The 23,356-nt window shown below is 75.6% G+C and carries 18 protein-coding genes; 11 read left to right on the top strand and 7 right to left on the bottom strand.

Annotated elements, in window-relative coordinates; translation table 11 throughout:
• The first annotated feature begins 30 nt into the window (after nucleotides 1-30).
• From DMH08_RS11225 to DMH08_RS11200, 6 genes are all read left to right on the top strand, one after another.
• Nucleotides 31-1,590, top strand: a complete 1,560-nt coding sequence (locus DMH08_RS11225; RefSeq protein WP_125613487.1) for a DEAD/DEAH box helicase — start codon at nucleotides 31-33, stop codon at nucleotides 1,588-1,590.
• Nucleotides 1,591-1,658: 68 nt separating this feature from the next.
• Complete coding sequence (locus tag DMH08_RS11220) at nucleotides 1,659-2,021, top strand: STAS domain-containing protein (RefSeq protein WP_026400419.1); 363 nt, start codon at nucleotides 1,659-1,661, stop codon at nucleotides 2,019-2,021.
• A gap of 395 nt (nucleotides 2,022-2,416) precedes the next feature.
• Nucleotides 2,417-3,544, top strand: a complete 1,128-nt coding sequence (gene chvE / locus DMH08_RS11215; protein ID WP_325052919.1) for a multiple monosaccharide ABC transporter substrate-binding protein — start codon at nucleotides 2,417-2,419, stop codon at nucleotides 3,542-3,544.
• Between the two features lie 23 nt (nucleotides 3,545-3,567).
• A complete protein-coding gene (mmsA, locus tag DMH08_RS11210) occupies nucleotides 3,568-5,109 on the top strand; it encodes a multiple monosaccharide ABC transporter ATP-binding protein (protein WP_125613485.1) in 1,542 nt (513 codons plus the stop codon).
• Nucleotides 5,106-6,347 (top strand): multiple monosaccharide ABC transporter permease, encoded by a 1,242-nt coding sequence (gene mmsB / locus DMH08_RS11205; RefSeq protein WP_125613483.1) that lies wholly within the window; start codon nucleotides 5,106-5,108, stop codon nucleotides 6,345-6,347. Before mmsA ends, mmsB begins: the two co-directional genes overlap by 4 nt.
• 42 nt (nucleotides 6,348-6,389) lie before the next feature.
• Nucleotides 6,390-7,400 carry a LacI family DNA-binding transcriptional regulator gene (locus DMH08_RS11200; RefSeq protein WP_125613481.1) on the top strand — a complete coding sequence of 337 codons (1,011 nt, stop codon included), beginning with the start codon at nucleotides 6,390-6,392 and terminating at the stop codon, nucleotides 7,398-7,400.
• 71 nt (nucleotides 7,401-7,471) lie between these two features.
• On the opposite strand, the gene DMH08_RS40060 is transcribed toward DMH08_RS11200, so the two are convergent.
• The 3 genes from DMH08_RS40060 to DMH08_RS11185 form a co-directional block, all read right to left on the bottom strand.
• Nucleotides 7,472-7,789, bottom strand: coding sequence for a PGPGW domain-containing protein (locus tag DMH08_RS40060; protein ID WP_158642294.1), 318 nt, complete (start codon nucleotides 7,787-7,789; stop codon nucleotides 7,472-7,474).
• A gap of 98 nt (nucleotides 7,790-7,887) precedes the next feature.
• Nucleotides 7,888-8,883 (bottom strand): pirin family protein, encoded by a 996-nt coding sequence (locus DMH08_RS11190; protein WP_125613477.1) that lies wholly within the window; start codon nucleotides 8,881-8,883, stop codon nucleotides 7,888-7,890.
• Between the two features lie 41 nt (nucleotides 8,884-8,924).
• Nucleotides 8,925-9,914, bottom strand: a complete 990-nt coding sequence (locus tag DMH08_RS11185) for an SMP-30/gluconolactonase/LRE family protein (protein WP_125613475.1) — start codon at nucleotides 9,912-9,914, stop codon at nucleotides 8,925-8,927.
• A gap of 101 nt (nucleotides 9,915-10,015) precedes the next feature.
• Here DMH08_RS11185 and DMH08_RS11180 point away from each other — a divergent pair, with 101 nt between their 5' ends.
• Nucleotides 10,016-10,504: a MarR family winged helix-turn-helix transcriptional regulator gene (locus DMH08_RS11180; protein WP_199747738.1), complete on the top strand. Its 489-nt coding sequence runs from the start codon at nucleotides 10,016-10,018 to the stop codon at nucleotides 10,502-10,504.
• A gap of 130 nt (nucleotides 10,505-10,634) precedes the next feature.
• A complete protein-coding gene (locus DMH08_RS11175) occupies nucleotides 10,635-11,405 on the top strand; it encodes an SAM-dependent methyltransferase (RefSeq protein ID WP_125613473.1) in 771 nt (256 codons plus the stop codon).
• Nucleotides 11,406-11,427: 22 nt separating this feature from the next.
• Here the strand turns inward: DMH08_RS11175 and DMH08_RS42345 are convergent, their stop codons facing one another.
• A complete protein-coding gene (locus tag DMH08_RS42345; protein WP_125613471.1) occupies nucleotides 11,428-13,461 on the bottom strand; it encodes a DUF4132 domain-containing protein in 2,034 nt (677 codons plus the stop codon).
• A gap of 208 nt (nucleotides 13,462-13,669) precedes the next feature.
• On the opposite strand from DMH08_RS42345, the gene DMH08_RS11165 reads away from it, so the two are divergent.
• Complete coding sequence (locus tag DMH08_RS11165; protein ID WP_125613469.1) at nucleotides 13,670-14,650, top strand: hypothetical protein; 981 nt, start codon at nucleotides 13,670-13,672, stop codon at nucleotides 14,648-14,650.
• Nucleotides 14,651-14,674: 24 nt separating this feature from the next.
• Here DMH08_RS11165 and DMH08_RS11160 read toward each other — a convergent pair whose 3' ends face one another.
• Genes DMH08_RS11160 through DMH08_RS11150 form a run of 3 tightly spaced genes read right to left on the bottom strand, consistent with a single transcriptional unit; the run spans nucleotide 14,675 to nucleotide 22,040 of the window.
• Nucleotides 14,675-17,845 (bottom strand): DUF4132 domain-containing protein, encoded by a 3,171-nt coding sequence (locus tag DMH08_RS11160; protein ID WP_125613467.1) that lies wholly within the window; start codon nucleotides 17,843-17,845, stop codon nucleotides 14,675-14,677.
• Nucleotides 17,846-17,883: 38 nt separating this feature from the next.
• Nucleotides 17,884-20,910 (bottom strand): AAA family ATPase, encoded by a 3,027-nt coding sequence (locus DMH08_RS11155; RefSeq protein WP_125613465.1) that lies wholly within the window; start codon nucleotides 20,908-20,910, stop codon nucleotides 17,884-17,886.
• A complete protein-coding gene (locus DMH08_RS11150; RefSeq protein ID WP_026400430.1) occupies nucleotides 20,907-22,040 on the bottom strand; it encodes an exonuclease SbcCD subunit D in 1,134 nt (377 codons plus the stop codon). Before DMH08_RS11150 ends, DMH08_RS11155 begins: the two co-directional genes overlap by 4 nt.
• A 123-nt stretch (nucleotides 22,041-22,163) precedes the next feature.
• On the opposite strand from DMH08_RS11150, the gene DMH08_RS11145 reads away from it, so the two are divergent.
• Both DMH08_RS11145 and DMH08_RS11140 read left to right on the top strand, forming a co-directional pair.
• On the top strand, nucleotides 22,164-22,850 hold the full coding sequence (locus DMH08_RS11145; protein ID WP_026400431.1) for a RibD family protein: 687 nt from the start codon (nucleotides 22,164-22,166) through the stop codon (nucleotides 22,848-22,850).
• Between the two features lie 8 nt (nucleotides 22,851-22,858).
• A complete protein-coding gene (locus tag DMH08_RS11140) occupies nucleotides 22,859-23,311 on the top strand; it encodes a deaminase (protein WP_026400432.1) in 453 nt (150 codons plus the stop codon).
• The last annotated feature ends 45 nt before the right edge of the window (nucleotides 23,312-23,356 follow it).

Raw genomic sequence — 23,356 nt, 5'->3', positions numbered from 1 at the left:
GACGCACCGCTCCTGTGGAAGGCTCCCAGCATGGCCCGTCCCGCACGCACCCGCTCGTCCAGACCGCGCCCGGCCAAGGGCGGCCGCCGCCCCGACGAGGGCGGGCGCCCCGCCGCCGAGTTCGCGACCCCGCAGGGGACCACGCCGCCGCTGCCCCCGGTCGAGTCGTTCGCCGACCTCCCGCTGCCGCCGGCGGTCCTCGCGACGCTCGCCGACCAGGGCGTGACCGAGCCGTTCCCGATCCAGGCCGCGACCCTGCCGAACGCGCTCGCCGGACGGGACGTCCTCGGCCGCGGCCGCACCGGCTCCGGCAAGACCCTCGCCTTCGGCCTGCCGCTGCTCGCCCGCACCGCCGGCCGCCGCGCCGAGCCCCGCGCTCCGCTGGCGCTCGTCCTGGTGCCCACGCGGGAACTCGCGCAGCAGGTCACCGAGGCGCTCGAGCCGTACGCGCGGGCGCTGGACCTGCGGCTGACCGCCGTGGTCGGCGGCCTGTCGATCAACCGCCAGGCGAACGCCCTGGAACGCGGCGCGGAACTCGTGGTCGCCACCCCCGGACGGCTCGCCGACCTCATCGAGCGCGGCGACTGCCGGCTCGGCCGGGTCCGGACGACCGTCCTCGACGAGGCCGACCAGATGACCGACATGGGCTTCCTGCCCCAGGTGACCTCGCTCCTCGAGCAGACCCCGCCCGACGGGCAGCGGATGCTCTTCTCCGCGACGCTCGACCGCAACGTCGACCGGCTCGTCCGCGCGTTCCTCAGCGACCCCGTCACCCACTCGGTCGACCCGCCGAAGGGCGCGGTCACCACCATGGAGCACCACCTGCTGCACGTGGCCGACACCGACAAGCACGAGACGCTCGTGCACGTCGCGGCCCGCCGCGACCGGGTGATCATGTTCGTGGCGAAGAAGCACGCCGCCGACCGCCTCGTCCGCAAGCTGACGACCCGCGGCGTGCGCGCCGCCGCGCTGCACGGCGGCAAGAGCCAGTCCCAGCGCAACCGCGCCCTGGACGGCTTCCGCACCGACGCCGTCACCGTGCTGGTCGCCACCGACGTCGCGGCCCGCGGCATCCACATCGACGACCTCGACCTCGTCGTCAACATCGACCCGCCCGCCGACCCGAAGGACTACCTGCACCGCAGCGGCCGCACCGCGCGCGCCGGACGGCGCGGCACCGTGGTCACCCTCGTGGTCCCCGACCAGCAGCGCGAGGTGGACGCGATGATGGCCGCGGCGGGCATCACCCCGCGCACCACCAGCGTGAGCCCCGGCGACCCCGAACTCGCCCGCATCACCGGCGCCCGGCCCCCGGCCAACCCTCCGGCGTCCGCGGCCCCCCGGCAGGCGGCCCGCGACGGCCGCCGCGGGGGCGGCGCGCAGACCGCCGCATCGGGGCCCGGGAACACGCGGACCGCCGAACCGCGCCGCGGCACCGCCCAGGCGGGCGAGCCGCGCCGGGGGAACGCGCGGGCCGCCGAGCCGCGCCGCGGCAAGCCGCAGCAGGGCGCCGAGCCCCGCCGCGGGAACGCGCAGGGCGCCGAACCGCGGCGCCGGCCGCGGCGCAGGCCGTCCGCGCAGAACACGTGAGGGCACGGTGAGCGGACCGCCGGCGGCCGGGGAATGACCGGTCGCCCACGGGGCACATCCTGGACACCATGGCCCTGACCGTGCACAGCCGGTTCCATCCGCTCCACACCGACCTGGCCGTCGTGACGCTCGGGGGCGACGTGGACATCTCCACCGCCGCCCGGCTGCGCGACGACCTCGCCGCGCTGCTCGGCGACGGCGCCCGCCACCTGGTCCTGGACTTCGGCGACGTCGAGTTCATGGACTCCAGCGGGCTCAGCGTCCTGGCCGGGATCTTCCCGCTGCTGCCGGACGCCGGCGCGCTCGCCCTGGTCGCGGTGAGCCCCCGCATCCGGGACGTCCTGCGCACCACCGGGCTCACCCGGCTCTTCCCGATCTACTCGTCGGTGGACACGGCCGTCCTCGTGCTGCGGTCCGAACCGGAGCCGTAGCCCGGCCCGACCGGCGCCGTCCCGCTCGTGTGCCGCGCTCCCGCCGGACGCGCGGGAGCCCCCGTTCGAGGCGCGCCCCCCCCGAGCGGCAGGCGATGGCGGCCGACTCCGCCGCGCTCGCGGTGCCGGGTCGCCGAACCCGGCCGAACGGCTCGCGTTCGTCCTGCGCGGCACTTCCGGCATGCCTGTCGAGGAAATCCGCCCCCATCGTGGAGCGCATCCTGGCGGGAGCCGGGTCCCGCGGTCGGGGCAGGTGGGGGCGGGGTCCGCGGGCGGCGGCCGTCCGGCACGGGGGATCACGGTTGTGATGCGGAGCACAGAGGGGTCTTGACATGCTTGTGTGACCGGTAACAGTGTGGCTCGCGAACCATCCGCCACCACCCCCGAGGTGAGATGTGAAGCCACGGAAGCTCGTCACCATGGCCCTGGGCATCGGGCTCGCGCTCGGCATGACCGCGTGCGGGTCCAGCGAGAAGACGATCGACAAGGAGCGGGCGGACCGGCCCGTGAAGGGCGCGCTCGTCGGCGTGACGATGCCGACGCGGTCGTCCGAGCGGTGGATCCACGACGGCGACAACGTCAAGAAGCATCTCGAGGGACTCGGCTACAAGGTCGACCTCCAGTACGCCGAGGACGACATCCCGACGCAGGCCAACCAGATCGACAACCAGATCACCAAGGGCGCCCGGCTGCTGATCGTCGCGCCGATCGACGGCACCGCCCTCACCACGCAGCTGCAGAAGGCCGCCGACCAGGAGATCCCCGTCATCTCCTACGACCGGCTGATCCTCAACTCGCCGAACGTCGACTACTACGCGACGTTCGACAACTACCAGGTGGGCGTGCAGCAGGCGACGTCGCTGCTGGTCGGGCTGGGCGTGAAGAAGGCGGACGGCTCGGAGGGCGGCGAGAAGGGGCCGTTCAACATCGAGTTGTTCGCCGGCTCCCCCGACGACAACAACGCCAAGTACTTCTACGACGGCGCGATGGACACCCTGAAGCCCTACATCGACAAGGGCACGCTGGTCGTGAAGAGCAAGCAGACCGACTTCGACACCATGGCGACGCTGCGCTGGGAGGGGGCCCGCGCGCAGGCCCGCATGGAGGACCTCATCACGCGGCACTACCGCGACGGCGCGAAGGTGGACGGCGTCCTGTCCCCGTTCGACGGCATGTCGATCGGGATCCTGTCGGCGCTGAAGTCGAACGGCTACGGCGGCGGCGCGCAGCCGTACCCGGTGGTCACCGGGCAGGACGCCGAGGTGGCGTCGGTCAAGTCGATCATCGCGGGCGAGCAGTACTCGACGATCTTCAAGGACACCCGGAAGCTCGCCGAGGTCACGGTGCAGATGGCGGACGCCGTCCTGAAGGGGCAGGACCCGCCGGTCAACAACACGAAGGACTACGACAACGGCGAGAAGACGGTGCCGTCCAACCTGCTGCAGCCGGTGATCGTCACCGAGGAGAACTACCGGAAGGTGCTCGTCGACAGCGGCTACTACACCGCGGGCGACTTGCAGTAGCGGCGTCCCCCGGAAGGAGGAGCATGACGGACGCGATACTGCGGATGCGCGGGATCACCAAGAGCTTCCCCGCGGTCAAGGCCCTGCAGGACGTGAACCTGGACGTCGCGCGCGGCGAGATCCACGCGATCTGCGGCGAGAACGGGGCCGGGAAGTCGACCCTGATGAAGGTGCTGTCGGGCGTCTACCCGCACGGCGACTACAGCGGGGAGATCGAGTTCGACGGGGAGCCGTGCCGGTTCTCGGGCATCCGCGACAGCGAGCGGCGCGGCATCGTGATCATCCACCAGGAGCTGGCGCTGAGCCCGTACCTGTCGATCGCCGAGAACATCTACCTCGGCAACGAGCGGCGCGGCCGGTTCGGGCTGATCGACTGGGACCGGACGAACGCGGACGCGGCGGCGCTGCTGGAGCGGGTGGGCCTGCGGGAGAACCCGGTGACGCCCGCGATGGAGCTCGGCGTCGGCAAGCAGCAGCTCGTCGAGATCGCGAAAGCGCTTTCGAAGGAGGTGCGGCTGCTGATCCTGGACGAGCCGACCGCGGCGCTGAACGACGCCGACTCGCGGCACCTGCTCGACCTGCTGCGCGGGCTGCGGGCGGACGGCATCACCTGCGTGATCATCTCGCACAAGCTGAACGAGATCCGGTCGATCGCCGACTCGACGACGATCCTGCGGGACGGGCGGACCATCGAGACGCTCGACATGCGCGGCGACGCCGTCTCGGAGGACCGCATCATCTCCGGGATGGTGGGCCGCGACCTGGGCCACCGCTACCCCGAGCGCGTCCCCGACGTGGGCGCGGAGGTGTTCCGGATCGAGGACTGGACGGTGCACAGCCCCACCCAGCGGGACCGGGTGGTGGTCGACGGCGCCGCGCTGACGCTGCGCCGCGGCGAGGTCGTCGGGCTCGCGGGGCTGATGGGCGCGGGCCGGACGGAGCTGGCGATGAGCGTGTTCGGGCGCAGCTGGGGCGCCCGGATCAGCGGCCAGCTGTTCAAGGACGGCGCGGAGGTGCGGATCCGGACGGTCGGGGACGCGATCGCGCACGGTCTCGCGTACGCGACCGAGGACCGCAAGACCTACGGCCTGAACCTCATCGAGAGCATCACGCGGAACGTGTCCGCGGCGGGGCTCGGCAAGCTCGCGAAGGCGGGCTGGGTGGACGACGGGCGCGAGTACGAGGTCGCCGAGCGGTTCCGCCGGGAGATGAACATCAAGGCGCCGAGCGTCCTGGCGCCCGCCGGGGAGCTGAGCGGCGGCAACCAGCAGAAGGTCGTGCTGTCGAAGTGGATGTTCACCGACGCCGACGTCCTGATCCTGGACGAGCCGACCCGCGGCATCGACGTCGGCGCGAAGTACGAGATCTACTCGATCATCAACACGATGGCCGAGCAGGGCCGCGCGGTGCTGGTGATCTCGTCCGAACTGCCGGAGCTGATCGGGATCTGCGACCGCGTGTACGCGATGGCGGAGGGCCGGATCACCGGTGAGGTGTCGCGGGCGGAGGCGACGCCCGAGCGCCTGATGCAGTACATGACCCAGACCGAGGAGGCCAGTCCATGAGCAGCGTCGCCAAGGCCGGGGAGTCCGTCTCCCCGCCGGCGGCCGGGCCGCCGAAGGGCCGCCGCGGCCTGCCGGTCAACCTGCGGCAGAGCGGGATCTACATCGCGTTCGCGATCATCGTCGCGCTGTTCGCCGTGCTGACCGACGGGCAGCTGCTGTCGCCCGGGAACATCTCGAACATCATCGTCCAGAACTCCTACATCCTGATCCTGGCGATCGGGATGATCCTGGTGATCATCGGCGGGCACATCGACCTGTCGGTGGGGTCGGTGGTCGCGCTGACCGGCGCGATCGCGGCGGTGCTGATGGTGAACCACGACGTGCCGTGGCCGCTGGCGCTGCTGCTGACGCTGCTCGCCGGGGCGGCGATCGGCGCGTGGCAGGGGTACTGGATCGCCTACTTCGGGATCCCCGCGTTCATCGTCACGCTCGGCGGGATGCTGATGTTCCGCGCGCTGACGCTGACCGTGCTCGACAACCAGCGCATCGGCCCGTTCCCGGACGACGTCCGGACGATCGCGAACGGGTTCCTGTCGGGCTACCTCGGCAACATCGGCCTCGGCTTCCTCGGCGGCGCGGACCTGTTCACGCTGCTGGTGGCGCTCGCCCTGGTCGGCGGGTTCGTGGCGCTCGGGTGGCGGCGGCGGCAGGCCCGGATCGGGTACGGGCAGCAGGTCGACCCGATCGCGGTGTTCGCGGCGAAGAACGCGCTGGCCGTCGTCGTGGTGATGTTCATCGCCGTGCAGCTCGCCCGGTTCAAGAACCTCCCGTGGGTGCTCGTCCTGCTCGGCGCGCTGGCGCTGGCCTACACGACGCTGACGAACCGGTCGGTGTTCGGGCGCCGCATCTACGCGATGGGCGGCAACCCCCTCGCGGCGCGGCTGTCCGGCGTGAACGTCAAGTCGGTGTCGTTCTGGCTGTTCGTGAACATGGGGGTGCTGTCGGCGGTCGCCGGGATCGTGTTCGCCGGGCGGCTCAACCAGGCGGGCCCGACCGCGGGCAACATGTTCGAGCTGGACGCCATCGCGGCGGCGTTCATCGGCGGCGCGGCCGTGCAGGGCGGCGTCGGGCGGGTCATCGGCGCCATCACCGGCGGCCTGATCATGGGTGTGATCAACAACGGGATGTCGCTGCTCGGCGCGCCCAGCGAGCGGGTCATGCTGATCAAGGGGCTGGTGCTGCTGGCCGCGGTCGCGTTCGACGTCTGGACCAAGCGGCGCAGCGGCGCGGCCCGGTGAACGGCGGCGTCGCCCCCGCCCGCCCGGTATGTTCGGGGTGACATGACCGCCACGCCACCCACCCGGCCGGGCCTGCGCGACGTCGCGCGGCTGGCCGGAGTCTCGCACCAGACGGTGTCCCGGGTCTTCAAGAACCATCCGATGGTGAGCCCGAAGACCCGGGACCGGGTCCTGGCCGCCGCCGCGCAGCTCGACTTCCGCCCGAACGCGGCGGCCCGGGCCCTGGCGACCGGACGGTCCAGCACCCTCGGCGTCGTGAGCTTCGACACCGCCCTGCACGGGCCGGCGTCGATCATCGCGGCGATCGAGCGGCACGCCCGCGACGCCGGGTTCTTCACCAGCGTGGCGGGGCTGGGGTCGGCGGGCCGCGACACGGTCGCCGGGGCCGTCGAGCGGTTCCGTGACCAGGGCGTGGACGGGCTCATCATGATCCCGGGGCACGTGCCGCCGGACGAGGCGGTGCGGCACCTGCCGGGCGACCTGCCGACGGTGCTGCTGGGGCCGCCCGCGGCGGTCCCGACGGTGGAGGCCGACCACTACCGCGCCCCCGGCGAGGCCACCCGGTACCTGCTGGGCCTCGGGCACCGGACCGTCCACCACCTGCCGGGGCCGGCGGACTGGTCGGAGGCCACCGAGCGCACCCGCGGCTGGCGGGACGCGCTCGTCGCGGCGGGCGCCGAGGTGCCCGACTGCGCGCCGGGCGACTGGAGCGCCCGCTCCGGCTACGAGCGCGGCCGGCGGCTGGCGGCCGACCCGGACGTGACGGCGGTGTTCGCGGCCAACGACCAGATCGCGCTCGGGCTGCTGTGGGCGATCCACGAGAGCGGGCGCCGGGTGCCCGAGGACGTCAGCGTGATCGGCTTCGACGACATCCCGGAGGCCGCGTTCCTCACCCCGCCGCTCACCACCGTCCGGCAGGACTTCGCGGCCCTCGGCCGGCACTGCGTGGAGCTGCTGGTCGCCTGGCTCGCCGACCCGGGCGGCGCGCCGCCCGGCCGGGCCGGCGTGGTGCCGAGCGAGCTGGTGGTCCGCCGCAGCACCGGTCCCGCGTGACCCTTCCGACGTGACGGACCCGCGTCGCCTCGGCGGCGGCGCGGGTCCGGTCCGGTCCTCGCGGGCGGCCGTCAGTCCTTCTTGCGGCGGATCTTCGCCCAGGCCGTCCGGAGGTAGCCGTAGCAGCGCTCGCTGACCCGCTTGGCGGCGGGGAACTCGGTGCCGAGCAGCCCGATGCCGGCGAGGATGACGACCACGCCCGGGCCGGGGATGACCAGCATCACGATGCCCGCGGCGATCACCACCGTCCCGGCCACGGCCACGGCGATCTTGCGCACCGGCCGGAGCCGGCCCCGCGGGGCCGCGGTCGCGGCGTCGGCCGCGGCGGTCTCGGCCGGCGTGTCCGCCGCGGTCTCGGGGGCGGGACGGTGCGGCGCGGTCGTGGTCACAGGGCCTCCTGCGGAGCATCGGGAACGGTCCTTGCTCCGTATGACGCACGGAATCGGCCGGTTGCGCCCGAACGCGACCCGACTGTGACGAGGACCACTCAGTGCCGGTGGTACCGGCCGCGCGCCTTCAGCCGCGCGTTCGGCAGCGCGGGGGCCGGCAGGGCGGGGCCGTCGTAACCGGTCACGGGGGCGAAGCGGGGGGCGTCCCGGCCGCCCGGGCGGTGGCGCTCCCAGTCCGCCCGGGCCTCCACGATGTCGTCGTGGGTGCGGCCGACGAAGTTCCACCACATCACGAGGTCCTCGGCGAAGGGTTCGCCGCCGAGGAGCAGGGCGTGGGCGGGCCGCCCGGCCGACAGCGCGAGTCCGGTGCGTCCCCGGCCGAGGTACAGCATGTCGCCCGCCGGCACCTCCCGGCCCTCGACGGTCAGCTCGGCGGACAGGACGAGCACCGCGTGCTCGAACCCGGGATCCAGCGGCAGCCGGACGTCCGCGGAGACGTGGAGCGCGGCGCCGACGAGGGGCGAGTGGACGCCCGCCGGGGACTCGACGCCGCCGAGCCCGCCGACGAACACCGTGACGTCCGCGCCCGGGACGTCGAGCCGGGGCAGGCCGGTGTGGAACTCGTAGGCGGGCGCGGTCGCGCGTGCGGCCTCGGGGAGCGCCACCCACAGCTGGGCGCCGTGGAGCACCGGGGAGTGGTCGGGCGGGGACTGCTCGGAGTGCGCGATGCCGGGGCCCGCCGTCATCAGCGACAGGTCGCCGGGACGGACGAGGGCGCGGCTGCCGAGGCCGTCCCGGTGGAGCACCTCGCCCTCCAGCAGCCACGTCACCGTCTGCAACCCGATGTGGGGGTGCGGCGGGACCTGCATGCCGGCGCGGCCGGTGATGTCGTCGGGTCCGTAGGAGTCGGCGAAGCACCAGGCGCCGACCATGCGGCGGTCGCGGTTGGGCAGGACGCGCCGCACCCGCATCGCGCGGGGCCCGCCGAGCGGGACGTCGCGCGGGTGCAGCGCTTCGAGCTCCGGTTCGTCGGCGACGGCCGCGTCGGCGGAACAGACGTCCTGCTCGACGGGGCGATCCTCAACATTGCTCACGAGCCGCTCCCCTCGCCTCGAAGGCTACCGCGCGGGCGCCGTCAGAGGCCGCGGACGGCGGCGACGGTGAACGGGGTCTCGGGGACGCCCTCGCCGAGCGGGCCGCCGTCGTCGAACTGGGACCGGACGACGTAGAGCCCGCCGCGCACGCGGACGAGCGTGGTCGGGGCGTCCAGGGCGGCGTCGACGACGCGGCGCTCCAGCCGCGCGCGGCGCCCGTCGCGGGAGACGCGCCAGCGGGTGAGCGCGTCGCTGATGTTGTGGGCGGCCCACAGCCGGCCGTGCCGCAGGTCGAGCCCGTCCGCGAGCGCCATGTCGCCGCCGTCCAGCGCGACCCGCTCGACCGCGCCGGACGCCGGGTCGAGCCGGTGGAGGTCGCCGCCGGCGGAGTCGGCGACGAGGAGGTACCGGCCGTCCGGGGCGGCGACGACGCCGTTCAGCGTGTAGGCGCCCGGCGCGAACGGGTCGAGGGCGGGCGCCAGGTCGGCGAACGGCTCCAGGACGCCGGTGCCGCCGCGGGCCGCGGCGAGGTCGCGCGGGGCGACCCGGTAGACGACGGCGCGGAGGCTGTCGGTGAGGTAGGCGGTGCCGTCGGGCGTGATCGCGAGGTCGTTGACGAAGCGCGGGCCGTCCCCGGGCACGTCGAACCGGGCGAGCGGGCGCCGGGTGCGGACGTCGTAGACGGTGACGCCCGCGGACGAGTCGGTGACCCAGAGGCGGCCGTGCCGGTCGACCGCGAGCCCGTTCGCGGTGTCGCGGCCGTCGGCCCCGGCGGGCAGGAAGACCTCGGCGACGCGGCCGCGGCCGGACATGCGGTAGACCGTGCCGTCGGCGAAGGAGCCCGCGTACAGGGTGCCGGTGCGGGGATCGGCGGCGATGCCCTCCGGGTAGACGCGGTCGCCCGGCAGCTCGTAGGCGGTGGTGACGCGGACGCGGTGCGCGGCCGGTTCGGCGGCGGCCGCCGGTGCGGCGGCCGGCAGCAGCGCCGCCGCGAGGACGGCGGCGGAGACGGAGCGCGGGAAGCGGGACATCATTCTCCATACGTAGACGTACATTCGAACGCGTCGATACGATAGTTAGAGCTCTAATGCTTGTCAACGGGCTTCGATTCGAGGGCGGATACCATGCGCGGATGACCTCGATGCCCGCCCAGGAGCGGATCGGCCACCACGTCAAGCGCGCCGAGCAGGCGCTCAGCGCGGCCAAGCACGCGGCGCTGAAGCCGAGCGGCCTGACGGTGCCGCAGTACGCGGCGCTCCTCCAGCTGTCCGCCAGTCCCGGCATCTCGGCCGCCGCGCTGGCGCGGGCCTGCGCGGTCACCCCGCCGACGATGAACACCGTGCTCAAGAACCTGCGGGAGCGCGGCCTCATCGAGCGCACCCCGCACGAGTGGCACCGCAACATCCTCGAGACCCGGCTGACGGCGGAGGGCGAGGCGGTGCTGAAGAGCGCGGACGAACGGGCCGTCCGGGTCGAGCGCGGGCTGGCCGCCGAGTTCACCGCCGCCGAACGGGAGACGCTCATCGCGCTGCTGGACCGCTGCACCGCGTTCCTCGACGCCGACCGCGCGTCCCGTCCCGCCGCGGACCGTCCCGCCGCGGACCGTCCCGCCGCGGACTGACACGTCGCAGACTGACAAGGCCGATCGGCACTTTCCGTTGCGCAGGCCGTGCGCACCGTGATCACGATGAACTAGACTCGGGGTTCGCGTTCCTCGACCCACCCCGCTCACTCGTCGAGGTGATCCCCCCATGCTCGATCGGCCCGGCGCCGCCAGCTCCCGCGTCTACGACTTCTCGCTCGGCGGCAAGGACAACTACGGCCCCGACCGCGACGCCGCCATGGCCGCGCTCGCCCTGCACCGGGTGGCGCACCTGCTCCCCCGCGAGAACCGCAAGTTCATGCGCCGCGCCGTCCGGTACCTGCTGGACGCGGGCGTCCGGCAGTTCATCGACGTCGGCTGCGGCCTGCCCGGCAAGGGCAACGTGCACGAGCTCGCCCGGCGCGCCGATCCCGCGGCCCGCACCGTCTACGTCGACCACGACCCGGTCGCCGTCGTCCACTACCAGGCGCTGCTGCACGCCGTCCCGACCGCGACGGCCGTGCGCGGCGACGCCCGCCGCCCCGCCGACGTTCTGGGCGACCCCGACCTGACCGCGCTCATCGACCTCGACCGCCCGGTCGCGGTGCTGATGATCGCGATGCTGGACCAGATCCCGGAGGCCGACGACCCGGACGGCGTCGTGCGGGCGTTCCGCGACGCGATGGCGCCCGGCAGCCACCTGGTGGTCTGCGACCTGGCGTCCGACCGGCTCACCCCCGCCGACCTCGACAGGCACGAGAAGATCGTCGAACTGCTCGGCTTCCCCGTCGAGTTCCGCCCGGCGTCCCGGCTGGCCGGGTTCTTCGCGGGCCTCGACCTCGTCGACCCCGGCCTCGTCCCCGCGCCGGAGTGGCGGCCCGACCGCCCCTACGACCCGCCGTCCGGCTGGCTGATGGCGGGCGTCGGCCGCAAGCCCTGACCGGACGCGGCCGCACCGGCGGTCACGGGCGCCGCGCCGCCGCGATCCGGCGGGGGCCGATGAGCCGCACGACGTCGGCGAGCGCCTCGGACGCGAGCGCCGCGTCCGGCGCGTCGATCGTCAGCTCGCGGACCCGCCACCGGTCGCAGTTTTCCTCCTCCGCGGCGAACTCCCACTCCAGCTCCAGCCCGACCGCGAGCCCGCCCGGATGCCGGCGGGAGAACCGCTCGTCCATGCCCGCCCGGCCCTTCGCCCGCTCCCAGCCCCGGTGCTCCATCGCCCGGAACCGGCGGTGGTGCACGGCCAGGCCGTCGAACCGCCGGATCCTCCCCGCCGCGCGCTCGTTCTCGGTCACGAGGTGAACGGGGCGGTGGAGCTGGTGGAACGGCTGGTCGAGCTCGTAGTCGTCGAACGTCGCCCGCCAGCGCGCGAGGTCGTCGCCCAGGTCGAGCGGGTGCGCCACCCGGACGGCCGCGCCCGCGGGCGGGACGAACGCGTCGTCGTGGACGTCGGCGAGCGTGCCGTCCTCGGCGAGCCGGAAGGCCGCGCCGCCGGCCGTCCACACCAGGCGCCGCGCGATGTGCCGGACGATCGGGTGCTCGGCGAACAGGGCGCGGAACTCGTCCGGAGTCCACGCGTACCGCCGGGCCATCGCCTTCTCCAGCCGCTCGACGAGGTACGCCGACGCCGTCCGCACCTCCGCCTTCATCGCGGTGAAGCGGCGCCGCGCCGCCGCCGCGAGCTCGGGGTCGTCGCGCGTCCCGGGCTCGGGCGGGGCCGCGAGCCGCCGCCCCGACCCGTCGGCGACGTACGGTTCGAGCCGCTCGTCGAAGCCCGCGCGGAACCGGCGCGGCCCGTAGTCGAGCGTCATCCCGCCCTCCGCGTCGAGGTCGTAGCCGGGCACGAGGCGTTCGGCGAGCCGTTCCGGCGGCACGCCCGCCCGCGCCGCCCACTGGTGGAACAGCTCCCGCGCCCGCGCCTTGACCCCCGGGTACCCGCGGCCCCGGGTCAGCCCGTGCAGGTGCAGGAGCGCGACGGGCGTGCCGAGGGCGGCGAGGACGTCCAGTCCCGCGGCGGCCCTGTGGTGCAGGCCCTCGCCCGGCCAGTCGCGGATCAGCGGGACCAGCCGCCGCACGGTCTCGTCGTCGCCGAGCAGGCCGAGCGACGCCATCGCCCACGCGTGCCGGGGCGGCGCGCCGTGGTCGAGCCACCGCTCGAACAGCGCCCACGCGAACTCCGCCAGGGAGACGGGGTCGCAGGCCGCGGCGGCGGGCCGCACGCCGTCGAAGACCGGGTCCGCGTCCGCGATCATGAGCATGGTGACCAGCGAGGTCACCGCACCGGCGGGCAGCGCGGCGGCGCGGCCGCGCAGCGGCACCTGCGGCAGTGCGGCCGGATCGGCCCACGCCGGCGGCCTGGGGGCGCGGCCCGGCACGCCGACGAACGGCGTGTCGGCCAGGAACGCGCGGACCGCGCCCACCGCGGCGTCCCCGTACCCGCGCGCGGCCTCGACGACGGACGCGTCACCGGTCCGGGCCGCGACGAACCGCAGCGCCCGCTCGGCCCGCCCGCGCTCGGCGCCCGGCGCGGCCAGGGCGGCCGGGACGAGCAGCCGCGCGGCCTCGGCGCCGTGCCGGTCGAACCACGCCCGGACGTGCGTGCGCGCGGCCGGGCGGCGGTCGAGCCACTCCGCCATGAGCGCGGCGACCTCGGCGTCCCGGAACGGCACGAGCAGGCCCCCGGCGCCGGCCGGATTCGCGCGCGCCGCCCGCACGGCGTGGTCGCGGACGCCCGCTCCGTGCCGGGCGACGAGCGGGCGGGTCCACTCGGGGACCCGGCCGAGGCCCGCCGGGGGCGTCCACGCGGGAAGCAGCGGCCCGACCATGTCGTCGGGGGCGTGCAGGAACATGACCACTTCCTGCTGGGGGGAGGCGTTTCTCCTCCGGTACTGCTTGACGGCCCGCGCCAGTTCCTCGTCGTACCGCCCGTACCCGAGCCTCTCGGGCCGGTACCCGGGGGCGTCGGCCCAGCGCTCGCGCTCGCCCGGAGCCCACACGACCGTCCGCTCGGCGGGGGCGGCGAGGCCGGGGACGACGATCGGGTCGGGCGCCGGGGTCCGCCACGTCCACGGCGGATGGACGAGCGTCGGCGGCAGGTCGCGGTCCGGCGCGTCGGGAAACCGCCGCGGCGCGGGGGCGGGGCGGCAGGAGGCGGCGGGCCCGCTCCGGGAAGCGCCGCGCGGCGGCGTCGAGGGCGCGCCGGACGTGCATGCTCCCGTCCCGTCCGGCGCGTTCGGCCAGGACGGCGAACGTCGCGTCGGCGGGCACGGCCGTCAGCAGGTCGAGGACCGCGTCGCGCTCGGCGCCCCGGAGCGCCCCGTCCAGGACCTCGCCGAGGACGGGCGCGAGCGCCGCCGGGCCGACCCGTTCGAGCACCGTGGCGAGGACGTCCGGCACCAGCTCGTACGGGCCGAGGCCCAGCACGTCGCGGGCGCGCTCGAACTGCGCGGCCGACGAGACCGAGCACCACGGCATCCAGCGTGCGGTCCGTTCGCGGCGGGTGGGGGGCGCGTCGGCCTCGGCGAGGCACGCGTCCAGCCAGTCCGTCCGGGCGGGGGCCAGGTAGGAAGCGACGATCCGGCGCACGGGCGTGGTGCGCAGCCGCGCGAGCCGGTCGAGCACCGCGCCGTCGGCGGCGGCCGCCAGCTCGCGCATCCGGCGGGCGCCGCCGTGCCGGGCCGCCCACCACAGGTCCATCGGGTACCCGTCGAGCGCGTAGCGGGCGCCCTTCGTGCACTCGCTCCGGGCGATCTTGTACTCGGGTTCGATCGCGCTCAGCTCGACGAACGCCGCGACGGCGAACGCGAGGCCGTGCTCGGCGGTCCAGGCGTCGGCGAAGCCGTCGTAACGGGTCGCGGCGCGCGGTCCCCCGGGGCCGTGGAACCCCGTCGCGATCTTCCCCTTGTGGGAGAGCGCGACGAGCGTCGCGGCGGCTCCCACCGGGTCGGCCTCACCGTTCAGGTACGCGTGCGCCCGTTCGGTCAGGCCGTCCTCGAAGTGCCAGTCCTTGCCCAGCCACTTCCCCATGGGCGCGCGCATCGCGTCGATCCTGCGGAGCGTGTCCTCCGCGAGGGACGCGTTCACCTCGGCGTCCGGGGGGACCGGGCCGTCGGCGCGGGGGTGCAGGCGGTCGTGCCACGCGGCGGGGAACACGGGAGCGTCGTCGGACATGGCACACCACGGTAGGGATGATCAACGACATTCCGCCCGTCAGCCGACCAGCCAGAGGAGGTCGGCGACGGCCTCGGACACGAACGCGGGATCCGGCGTGCCGACCGTGGCCGTGCCGATGCGGTGCTCGAGCCCGGTGGGGACGTGCCATCGCAGCACCGTGACCTCGACCGCGCGAGCGTCCGGGTCCTCGCGGGCGAGGAGCACGGCCGCGAGGTCGCCGCCCGGGTGGCCGTCCCGTCCGATGAGGGAGACCGACCAGCGGCGGCGCTCCATGGCGTGGACCCGGCCCCCGTCGACGACCCGTCCCTCGAACCGCGTCATCCGGCCCGCCGCGCGCTCGTCCTCGGTCAGCAGGTGGAACGGGCGGCCGAGCTGCCGGAACGGCTGGTCGAGCCCGTAGTCGGCGAAGGTCTCCGCCCACGCGTCCAGGTCGCCGCCCAGTTCGGCGGGGTGCGCGAGGCGCACGACGGCCGTACCGGGCAGGACGAACGCGTCGTCGTGGACGTCGGCGAACGTGCGGTCCTCGGCGATGCGGAAGGCGGCGCCGTCGGCCGTCCACACGAGGCGGCGGGCGATGTGGCGGACGAGGGGGTGCTCGGCGAACAGGGCGCGGAACTCCTCCGCCCTCCACGAGCGGCGCCGGATCATGGCCTTCTCCAGCCGCTCCACGAGGTAGGTCGACGCGGTCCGCACCTCGGCCTTCATCGCGGTGAAGCGGCGGCGGGCGGCCTCGGCGCGTTCGAGGTCGTCGCCCGCGCCCGGCTCGGGCAGGGCCTTCAGCGGACGCCCGGCGTGATCGGCGACGTAGGGTTCGAGGGAGCCGCCGAAGCCGACGCGGAAGCGGCGCGGACCGTAGTCGAGGGTCGTGCCGCCGTCGGCGTCCAGACCGTAGTCGGGGACGATCCGTTCGGACAGCCCCTCGACGGTCAGGTGCGCGCGTGCCGCGACCTGACCGAACAGCGTCCGGGCCGCCTCCCTGACCCCGGAGGCCCCGCCCTTGCGCCGCATCTCGTGCAGGTGCAGCAGCGCGACCGGCGTGCCGATCGCGACGAGGACCTCCAGTCCCTTCACCGCCCGGTCGTGCAGCTTCTTCGTCCCGGCCCACTCGCGGACGAGCGGCGCCAGGCGCCGCGCGCCGTCGTCGTCGCCGACCAGGCCGAGGGACCGCAGCGCCCAGCCGTCCCCGGGCGGGGCGCCCTCGGCCAGCCACCGCTCGAACAGCGCCCACGCGAACCCGGCCAGCGACGCCGGGTCGCACGCCTCCCGCACCTCGTCCAGCCCCGGCGCCGCGAGCGCGAGGGCCGTCACGAGGTGGCCGGCCGCCTCGTCCGGCAGGACGGCGTCCCGGTCGCGCAGCCGCACCCGCGGCAGGACGCCCGGCGCCGCCCACGCGGGGATCTTCGGCGGCTCCGGCGGGGGCGCGGGCTCCGCCAGGAGCCGCCGCACGGCCTCCCCGTGCTCCCCCGCCGCCGCGGCGACGCGTCCGGGGTCCGTCAGCTCGGCGACGAACCGCAGCGCGTGCTCCGCCCGCCGCCGCCGCGCGCCCGGACGTCCGAGGGCGGCGGGCACGAGCAGCGGGACGGCCGCGGCGCCGTGCCGTCCGAACCAGTCGCGGACGGGGCCGAGCGGCTCGACCTCCCGGGCGAGCCACCCGGCCATCCGCTCGGCGACCTCGGCGTCCCGGAACGGCAGGAGCGCTTCGCGCGCCGCCTGGGCGTGGTCCTTGCGCGGGCGGAGCGCGAACCGCAGCGCGACCTCGCGGGCGCCCAGCCCGAAGCGCGCGATGAACGGGCGGATCCAGCCGTCGGTGAAGTCGTGGCTGTACGGCTCCCAGCCCGGGACGAGCGTGTCCACGATGTCGTCGGGGGCGTGCAGGAACACGGTCATCGTTTCCCTGATGCCGCCGCCCGCCCCGGCGCGGACCGCGTCGATCGCCTTCGCCAGCGCCGCTTCGGGGTCCTTCCCGCCCAGCACCTCGGGGCGCCACTTCGCGGCCTCGGCGGCCCACCGCTCCCGCTCGCCGGGCTCCCACACGACGGCCTGCTCGGGCGGCGTTCTCAGGCCGGGGACGCCGCGGGGCGCGGGACGGGCCCACGGCGGGCGGACGAGCAGCTCCGGCAGCGCGATCGACGCGTCCGGGGCCTCGCCGGACGCGTCCGGCACGGGACGCCCGGCCGCTCCGGGCTCGGACGGCATGAGCCGCCGGGCGCGGTCGGGGAAGCGCCGCGCGGCGGCGCCGAGGGCCCGGCGCACGGCCGCGTCGCCCGTGCGCTCGACGAGGACGGCGAACGCCTCGTCGTACGGCATCCTCGCCAGCAGGGTGAGGACCGCGTCGCGGTTCTGCGCGAGCGGGCGTCCGTCCAGCGCGGCGCCGAGCACGGGCACGAGCGCCGGGCCCGCCCCCGCGTAGACGGTGGCGAGGACGTCCGGCACCAGTTCGTACCGGCCGCCGTGCAGGACGCCGCGGGCCCGCTCGAACCGCGCCGCCGAGCCGAGGCAGCACCACAGCATCCAGGCGGCCTTCCCCTCCCACCCGATGGTGGGCGGGTCGACGAGGCACTCGTCCAGCCACGCGTCCCGCTGCGGGACGAGATACGACACGACGATGCCGCGCGGCACCGTGGTGCGCAGGGCACCGAGCCGGTCGAGCACCGCCCCGTCGGCGGCCGTCAGCAGCTCCCGCATCCGGCGGACGCCGCCGTGCCTGGCGTCCCACAGCAGTGCCAGCGAGTGCTCGATGGACGCGTGGACGCCGAGCGCGCAGTGGTCGTCGGTGCCGGGCCAGGCCATCCGGGGGCCGATCCCGCTCAGCTCGACGAACGCGCTCGCGGCGAACGCGAGCCCGTGCTCGGCCGTCCAGGCGTCGGCCAGCCCGTCGAAACGGGTCCGGGTCCGCGGCCCGGCCGCGCCGTAGAAACCCGACGCGACGGTCTTGTCGGAGAGCAGTACGAGCGTCGCGGCGGCGCCCACCGGGTCGGCCTCGCCGCTCAGGTAGGCGCGGGCCGGGTCGATCAGCTCCTCGTCGAAGAGGAAGCGCTCGCAGGTCTCGATGTACTCGACGAGGCGCTCGCGCATTCCGGAGACGCGCCGCAGCACGTCCCCGGCGAGGGCCTCGTCGACCGCGGGGTCCGGCGCCGTCGGACCGTCCTTCCGGGGATGGACACGCGACCGCCATGAAGCCGGAATGACCGACAAGTCCTGCCACATGGGACGCGACTCTAGAGCGCGCCCCCGACGTTCCGCCGTCAGACGACGATCTCGGCGGTGGAGCCGCCGCGCTCCTTCGCGATGCGCAGCTGGGCGGGGATGCGGGCGCGCAGCTCGGGGACGTGGCTGACGATGCCGACGGCGCGGCCGCCGTCGCGCAGGCCGTCCAGGACGTCCATGACCTCGTCGAGGGTCTCGGCGTCGAGGGTGCCGAAGCCCTCGTCGACGAAGAGGGTGCCGATCTCGGCGCCGCCGGTCTCGGCGGTGACGACGTCGGCGAGGCCGAGCGCGAGGGACAGCGAGGTGATGAACGACTCGCCGCCCGACAGCGTCACCGGGTCGCGCTCCTGGCCCGTCCAGGCGTCGGCGACGCGCAGGCCGAGGCCGCCGGCGCTGCGGCTGCGGTCGCCCGCCGCCTTCTCGATGGTGTGGACGAGCTCGTAGCGGCCCCCCGACATCCGCGCCAGGCGTTCGTTCGCCGCCGCGACGACCTGCTCGAGGCGGGCGGCCAGGACGTACGCGGGCAGCGACATGGCGCGCCGGTTGGCCGGGTCCTTGCCGGACGCCAGGCCGGCGAGCCGCCGGGCGACCTCGTGCCGGTCGGCGGCGGGCCGCCAGGCGCGGACGGCCGTGTCGAGCCGGGCGCGCAGATCGGCGAGCCGGTCGCAGCGGAGGGCGGCGGCGTGCGCGTCGGACGCGGCCGCGGTGTGCGCGGACTCGGCGGCGGCGAAGCGGGCGTGCAGACCGGGCAGGTCGGGGGCGGGCGCGGCCGCGGCGGCGACCAGGTCGGGGTCGGCGAGCAGGGCGCGGACGGCGCCCTCCTCGGACTCGAAGCGGCGGAGGATGTCGCGCAGTTCGCCCTGGTCCTCGTCGGGCAGCGCGGCGGCGAGCACCTCGTCAAACGTACGGAACCCCTGGGCCTCCGCGTCCGTCTCCGCGCGGGCGCGCGCCGCGGTCAGCTCCTCGGCGGCGCGGGCCGCGTCGCGCTGCGCCGCCATGGCGCCGGCGAGCGCGTCGGCCTCCTCGCCGAGCCGGGCGATGCGGTCCTCCAGCGTCGCGTCGCCGCCGCGCGCCTCGTCCAGCGAGGCGCGCAGCCGGGCCTGCTCGGTGGCGAGGTCCCGGTCGCGGGTGCGGTTCGCGGTGAGCGCCAGCTCGTTGTCGCGGGCGGCCGTCTGGACGCGCCGCAGTTCCTGCTCGTCCCGGTGCAGGGCCGCTTCGAGGCGGTCGGCCGCGGTGGCGCGCGCCTCGGCGTCCTCGAGCGCGCGGCGGGCGTCGTCCAGTTCGGCGGCGAGGTCGGCGGCGGGCGCGTCCCCCACGGTGTCGAGGAGCCCGTCGCGTTCGGTCCGCAGCGCCCCGGCCTCGCCGGACGCGCGTTCGCGGTCGCCCTGCGCGCGCTCGTAGGCGGCTTGCGCCTCCTCGATCTCCTCCTCGGTCGGGACCGCTCCGGAAGACGTGACGGGCGCGGGATGCCCGGTCGATCCGCAGACGCGGCACGGTTCGCCGTCCCGCAGGTCCGCGGCGAGCACGGCCGCCATCCCGTCGAGGCGCGCCTGCCGCAGCTCCTGCGCCCGGTCGCGGGCGTCCTGGGCGGCGTCGACGGCATCGCGGTGCGCGGCCTCGGCCTCGGCGAGCAGGTGCGCGACCTGGTCGCGGCGCTGCGCGGCGCCGAGCCGGCGCCGCGCGTCCTCCAGGGCGGCCGCGGCCCCCGCGCGGCCGGCCGCCGCGAGCTTCGCCCGCTCCAGCTCGGCGCGGCGGGCCTCGACCGCGCCGGGCAGCTCGGCGAGCGCGGCGGCGAGCCGCTCCCGCTCGGGTTCGAGCCGCCCGGACTCGGCCGCGAGCGACGCCCGTTCGGCGTCGACGGCGCGGAGCCGGTCCGCGTCGGCGCGCGCGCTCTCCAGCGTCGCGATCTCGTGGCGGCGCGTCCGTTCGGCCTTGACGAGCACGTCCTCGGACGGGTTCGGCGGCAGCAGTCCGGCGACGCGCGCCCGCGCGTCCTCCAGCCGGCGGCGGGCCTGCACCGCGTGCCCGTGCCGTTCCTCCACCGCGCGGACGAGCGCGACGACCCGGTCGGCCCGGGCCGCCGCGTCCAGCCGCGACCCGACGCGGGACCGCTCCTCCGCCTCGTCGCGCAGCCGGGCCTGCCGGGCGAGCGCGTCGGCGTGCCGACGGCGCCGTTCGGTGAGGACCCGGCCGTCTTCCAGCGCGGCGCGGGCGGCCTCCAGGTCGGCGGCGGCCGCGGCGCGGCGCTCGTCCGCGGCCGCGCGCATGCCGGCGTGCTCGTCCGCCAGCCGCTCCGCCCACCCGGGCAGCTCCGCGACGTCGTCCAGCGGTCCGGCGGCCGGCTCCCCGGTGCGCGGGCGCGGGACGGCCCCGGGGTCCGGCGCGTGCGGCGGCGGAGCGCCCGTCACCTCGGCGATGCGGTCGGCGACCGAGACCACGTCGGCGCGGAGCCGTTCGGCTTCGCGGTGCGCGGCGGCGCGGCGCTCGCCCAGCCACTTCTCGACGTCCGTGAACACCTCGGTGGCGAACAGCTGCTCCAGGACCTTGCGGCGCTCGTCCGCCTTGGCGCGCAGGAAACCCGCGAACTCGCCCTGCGGCAGCATCGCGACCTGGCAGAACTGGCCGGCGTTCATGCCGAGCAGGTCGCCGATCAGGTCGGCCGTCTCGTCGATGCGGTTGGACACGCCCGTCCACGCGCCGCGGACGAACTCCTCCAGCAGGACCTTGTGCTGCTCTTTCCTGGTGCCGGTGCCGCGGAGTTTGGGACGTTCCCACTCCGGGGACCGGGTGAGGCGCAGCCGGCGGCCCCGGATCGTCGTCTCCAGCACCACCTGCGGCACGGCACCGGCGGCGGCGTGGTCGCTGCGCAGTCCCTTCGCCCGGTTGCGGGCGCCGGGCACCTGCCCGTACAGGGCGAAGCACACGGCGTCGAGCACGCTGGTCTTGCCCGCGCCGGTCCGCCCCTGGACGAGGAACAGCCCGGCGTCCGACAGCGCGTCGAAGTCGATCTCCTCGGTGCCGGAGAACGGGCCGAACGCCGTGACCTCCAGCCGGTGCAGCCTCACGCCATCGCCTCTTTCCGGCGGCAGTGCTCGAACGCCTCGTGCAGCAGCGTGCGCTCGTCCTCGCTCGCGGGCGCCCCGGTCACCTCGGCGACGAAGTCGCCCGCGATCTGCAGCTCCGACCTGTCCCGCACCCGCTCCGTCCAGGTGCGCGCCGGGGCACCGGCCGCGCCCTCGGGCGCGTAGCCGAGGACGAGCGCGTGCGGGAAGCGGCGGCGCAGCCTCTCCATCGCGCCGGACGGCCGCTCCGGGTCGGTCAGCGTGATCTGCAGCCAGTGGTCCTCGTACTCCGCGTACCGGGCGCTCTCCAGCAGGTCGTCGATGCGGCCCTCGACGCGGGCCAGGCGGCGCGGGACGGGCGCCTCGGCGAACTCGGCGTGGACGCCGTCCGCGCGCAGGTCGACCAGCCAGGAGCCCTTGACGTGGCTCGCCTCGGAGAACGAGTAGGCCAGCGGCGAACCGGAGTACCGGACGCGGTCGTTGACCTTCCACCTGCCGTGCAGGTGGCCGAGGGCGGCGTAGTCGACGCCGTCGAACACCGACACCGGGACGTGCGAGGAGCCGCCGACGGAGATGTCGCGCTCGCTGTCGCTGGCCTCGCCGCCGGTGACGAACGCGTGCGCGAGGACGACCGAGCGGACGTCCGGGCCGCGGGACGCGGCGTCGGCGCGGACGCGGCGCATCGCCTCGGCGAGCACGGCGGCGTGGCTGCGCTCGTCCAGCTCCCACTCGTGCCGGGCGAACTCGGGTTCGAGGTAGGGGACGCCGTAGATCGCGGCGTCGCCGACGAGGACGGGCTCCCCCACGCGGGCGAACTCGGTGCGGACGTGCACGCCCGCGTCGTCCAGGAGCCGCGACCCCCAGCCGAGCCGGCTCGCCGAGTCGTGGTTGCCGGCGATCAGCACCACCCGGGTCAGCTCCTTGAGCCGCGCCAGCGCGTCGCTGCACAGCCGGACGGCGTCCACGCTCGGCAGCGCCCGGTCGTAGACGTCGCCGGAGACGAGCAGGCAGTCCACCCGCTCCGCGCGGACCGTGTCGACGAGGTGGTCGACGAACGCTTCCTGCGCGTCCTTCAGGGATTCGCGGTGGAAGGATCTGCCGAGATGCCAGTCGGAGGTGTGGAGGATTCGCATGTCGGGGGCAACCCTAGGACTCCCCTCCGACACATCCGGCGCAGAAACGCCGAGTCACCACAAAGGATCTTCGAATCCCCGCTTCCGGACCGGGGCGCGTCCGGGACGTTCTAGTGTCGACGGGTGAGCGAACGTCCCTACGTCCTGTTGAGCTGCGCGATGTCCGTCGACGGGTACATCGACGACGCGGGTCCGGAGCGGCTGCGGCTGTCGAGTCCCGCGGACTTCGACCGGGTCGACGCGGTGCGGGCCGGCTGCGACGCGATCCTCGTCGGCGCCGGGACGATCCGCGCCGACGACCCGAGGCTGCTGGTCCGCTCGCCCGCGCGGCGGGAGCGCAGGGTCGCGCGGGGGCTGCCGCCCGACCTGACGAAGGTCACGCTGACCTGGAGCGGCGACGTCGATCCGGACGCCCGGTTCTTCACCACCGGGGAGTCGCCGAAGCTCGTCTACACCGCGTCGGCGGCGGTCGCGCCGCTGGCGGAGCGGCTCGCCGGCCGCGCCGAGGTGGTTGGCGCCGGCGACCCGCCGGAGCTGCCGCGCGTGCTCGCCGACCTCGCGGGCCGGGGCGTCCGGCGGCTGATGGTGGAGGGCGGCGGCGGGATCCACACCGCGTTCCTCACCGCCGGGCTCGCCGACGAGCTGCAGCTCGTCGTGGCGCCGTTCTTCGTCGGCGACCCGTCCGCGCCGCGGTTCGCGCACTCGGGCGTGTTCCCGCAGCGCCCGGACCGTCCGATGCGGCTGGAGGAGGTGACCCGCATCGGCGACCTGGTGCTGCTGCGGTACCTGACGGCGGGCCGGCGCGGCTGACGGGCAGGATGGGTCCCATGGACGACACGGAGTGGCTGCGGCTGGCGTGCGGGCTGGCGGCGCTGTGCCCGCCGTCGCGGACCGCGTTCTCCGTCGGCGCGGTGATCGTCGGCGCGGACGGGCGGGAGGTCGCGCGCGGGCACTCGCGGGAGGGCGACCCGCGCGACCACGCGGAGGAGGCCGCGCTCGCGAAGGCGTCCGGCGACCTGGCGGGCGCGACCGTCTACAGCTCGCTCGAACCGTGCGGGCGGCGCGCGTCGCGGCCGCGGACGTGCGCGGAGCTGATCGTCGCGTCGGGCGCGCGGCGCGTGGTGTTCGCGTGGCGGGAGCCGTCGCTGTTCGTGGAGGGCACGGGCGCGGAGGTGCTGGAGGCCGCGGGCGTCGAGCTGGTGGAACTGCCCGCGCTGGCGGACCTGGCCCGCGCGCCCAACGCGCACCTGCTCCGCCCGGACGGCCCCTGACCGGCGGGCCCGGCCGGACGGGACGGGACGGACGGGACGGGACGG

This window comes from Actinomadura sp. WAC 06369, from assembly GCF_003947565.1.
In the GTDB taxonomy this organism is placed as follows: Bacteria; Actinomycetota; Actinomycetes; order Streptosporangiales; family Streptosporangiaceae; genus Spirillospora; species Spirillospora rifamycini.
Note: the sequence above shows the minus strand (reverse complement) of the source record. Positions and strands in the feature narration are given on the sequence as shown.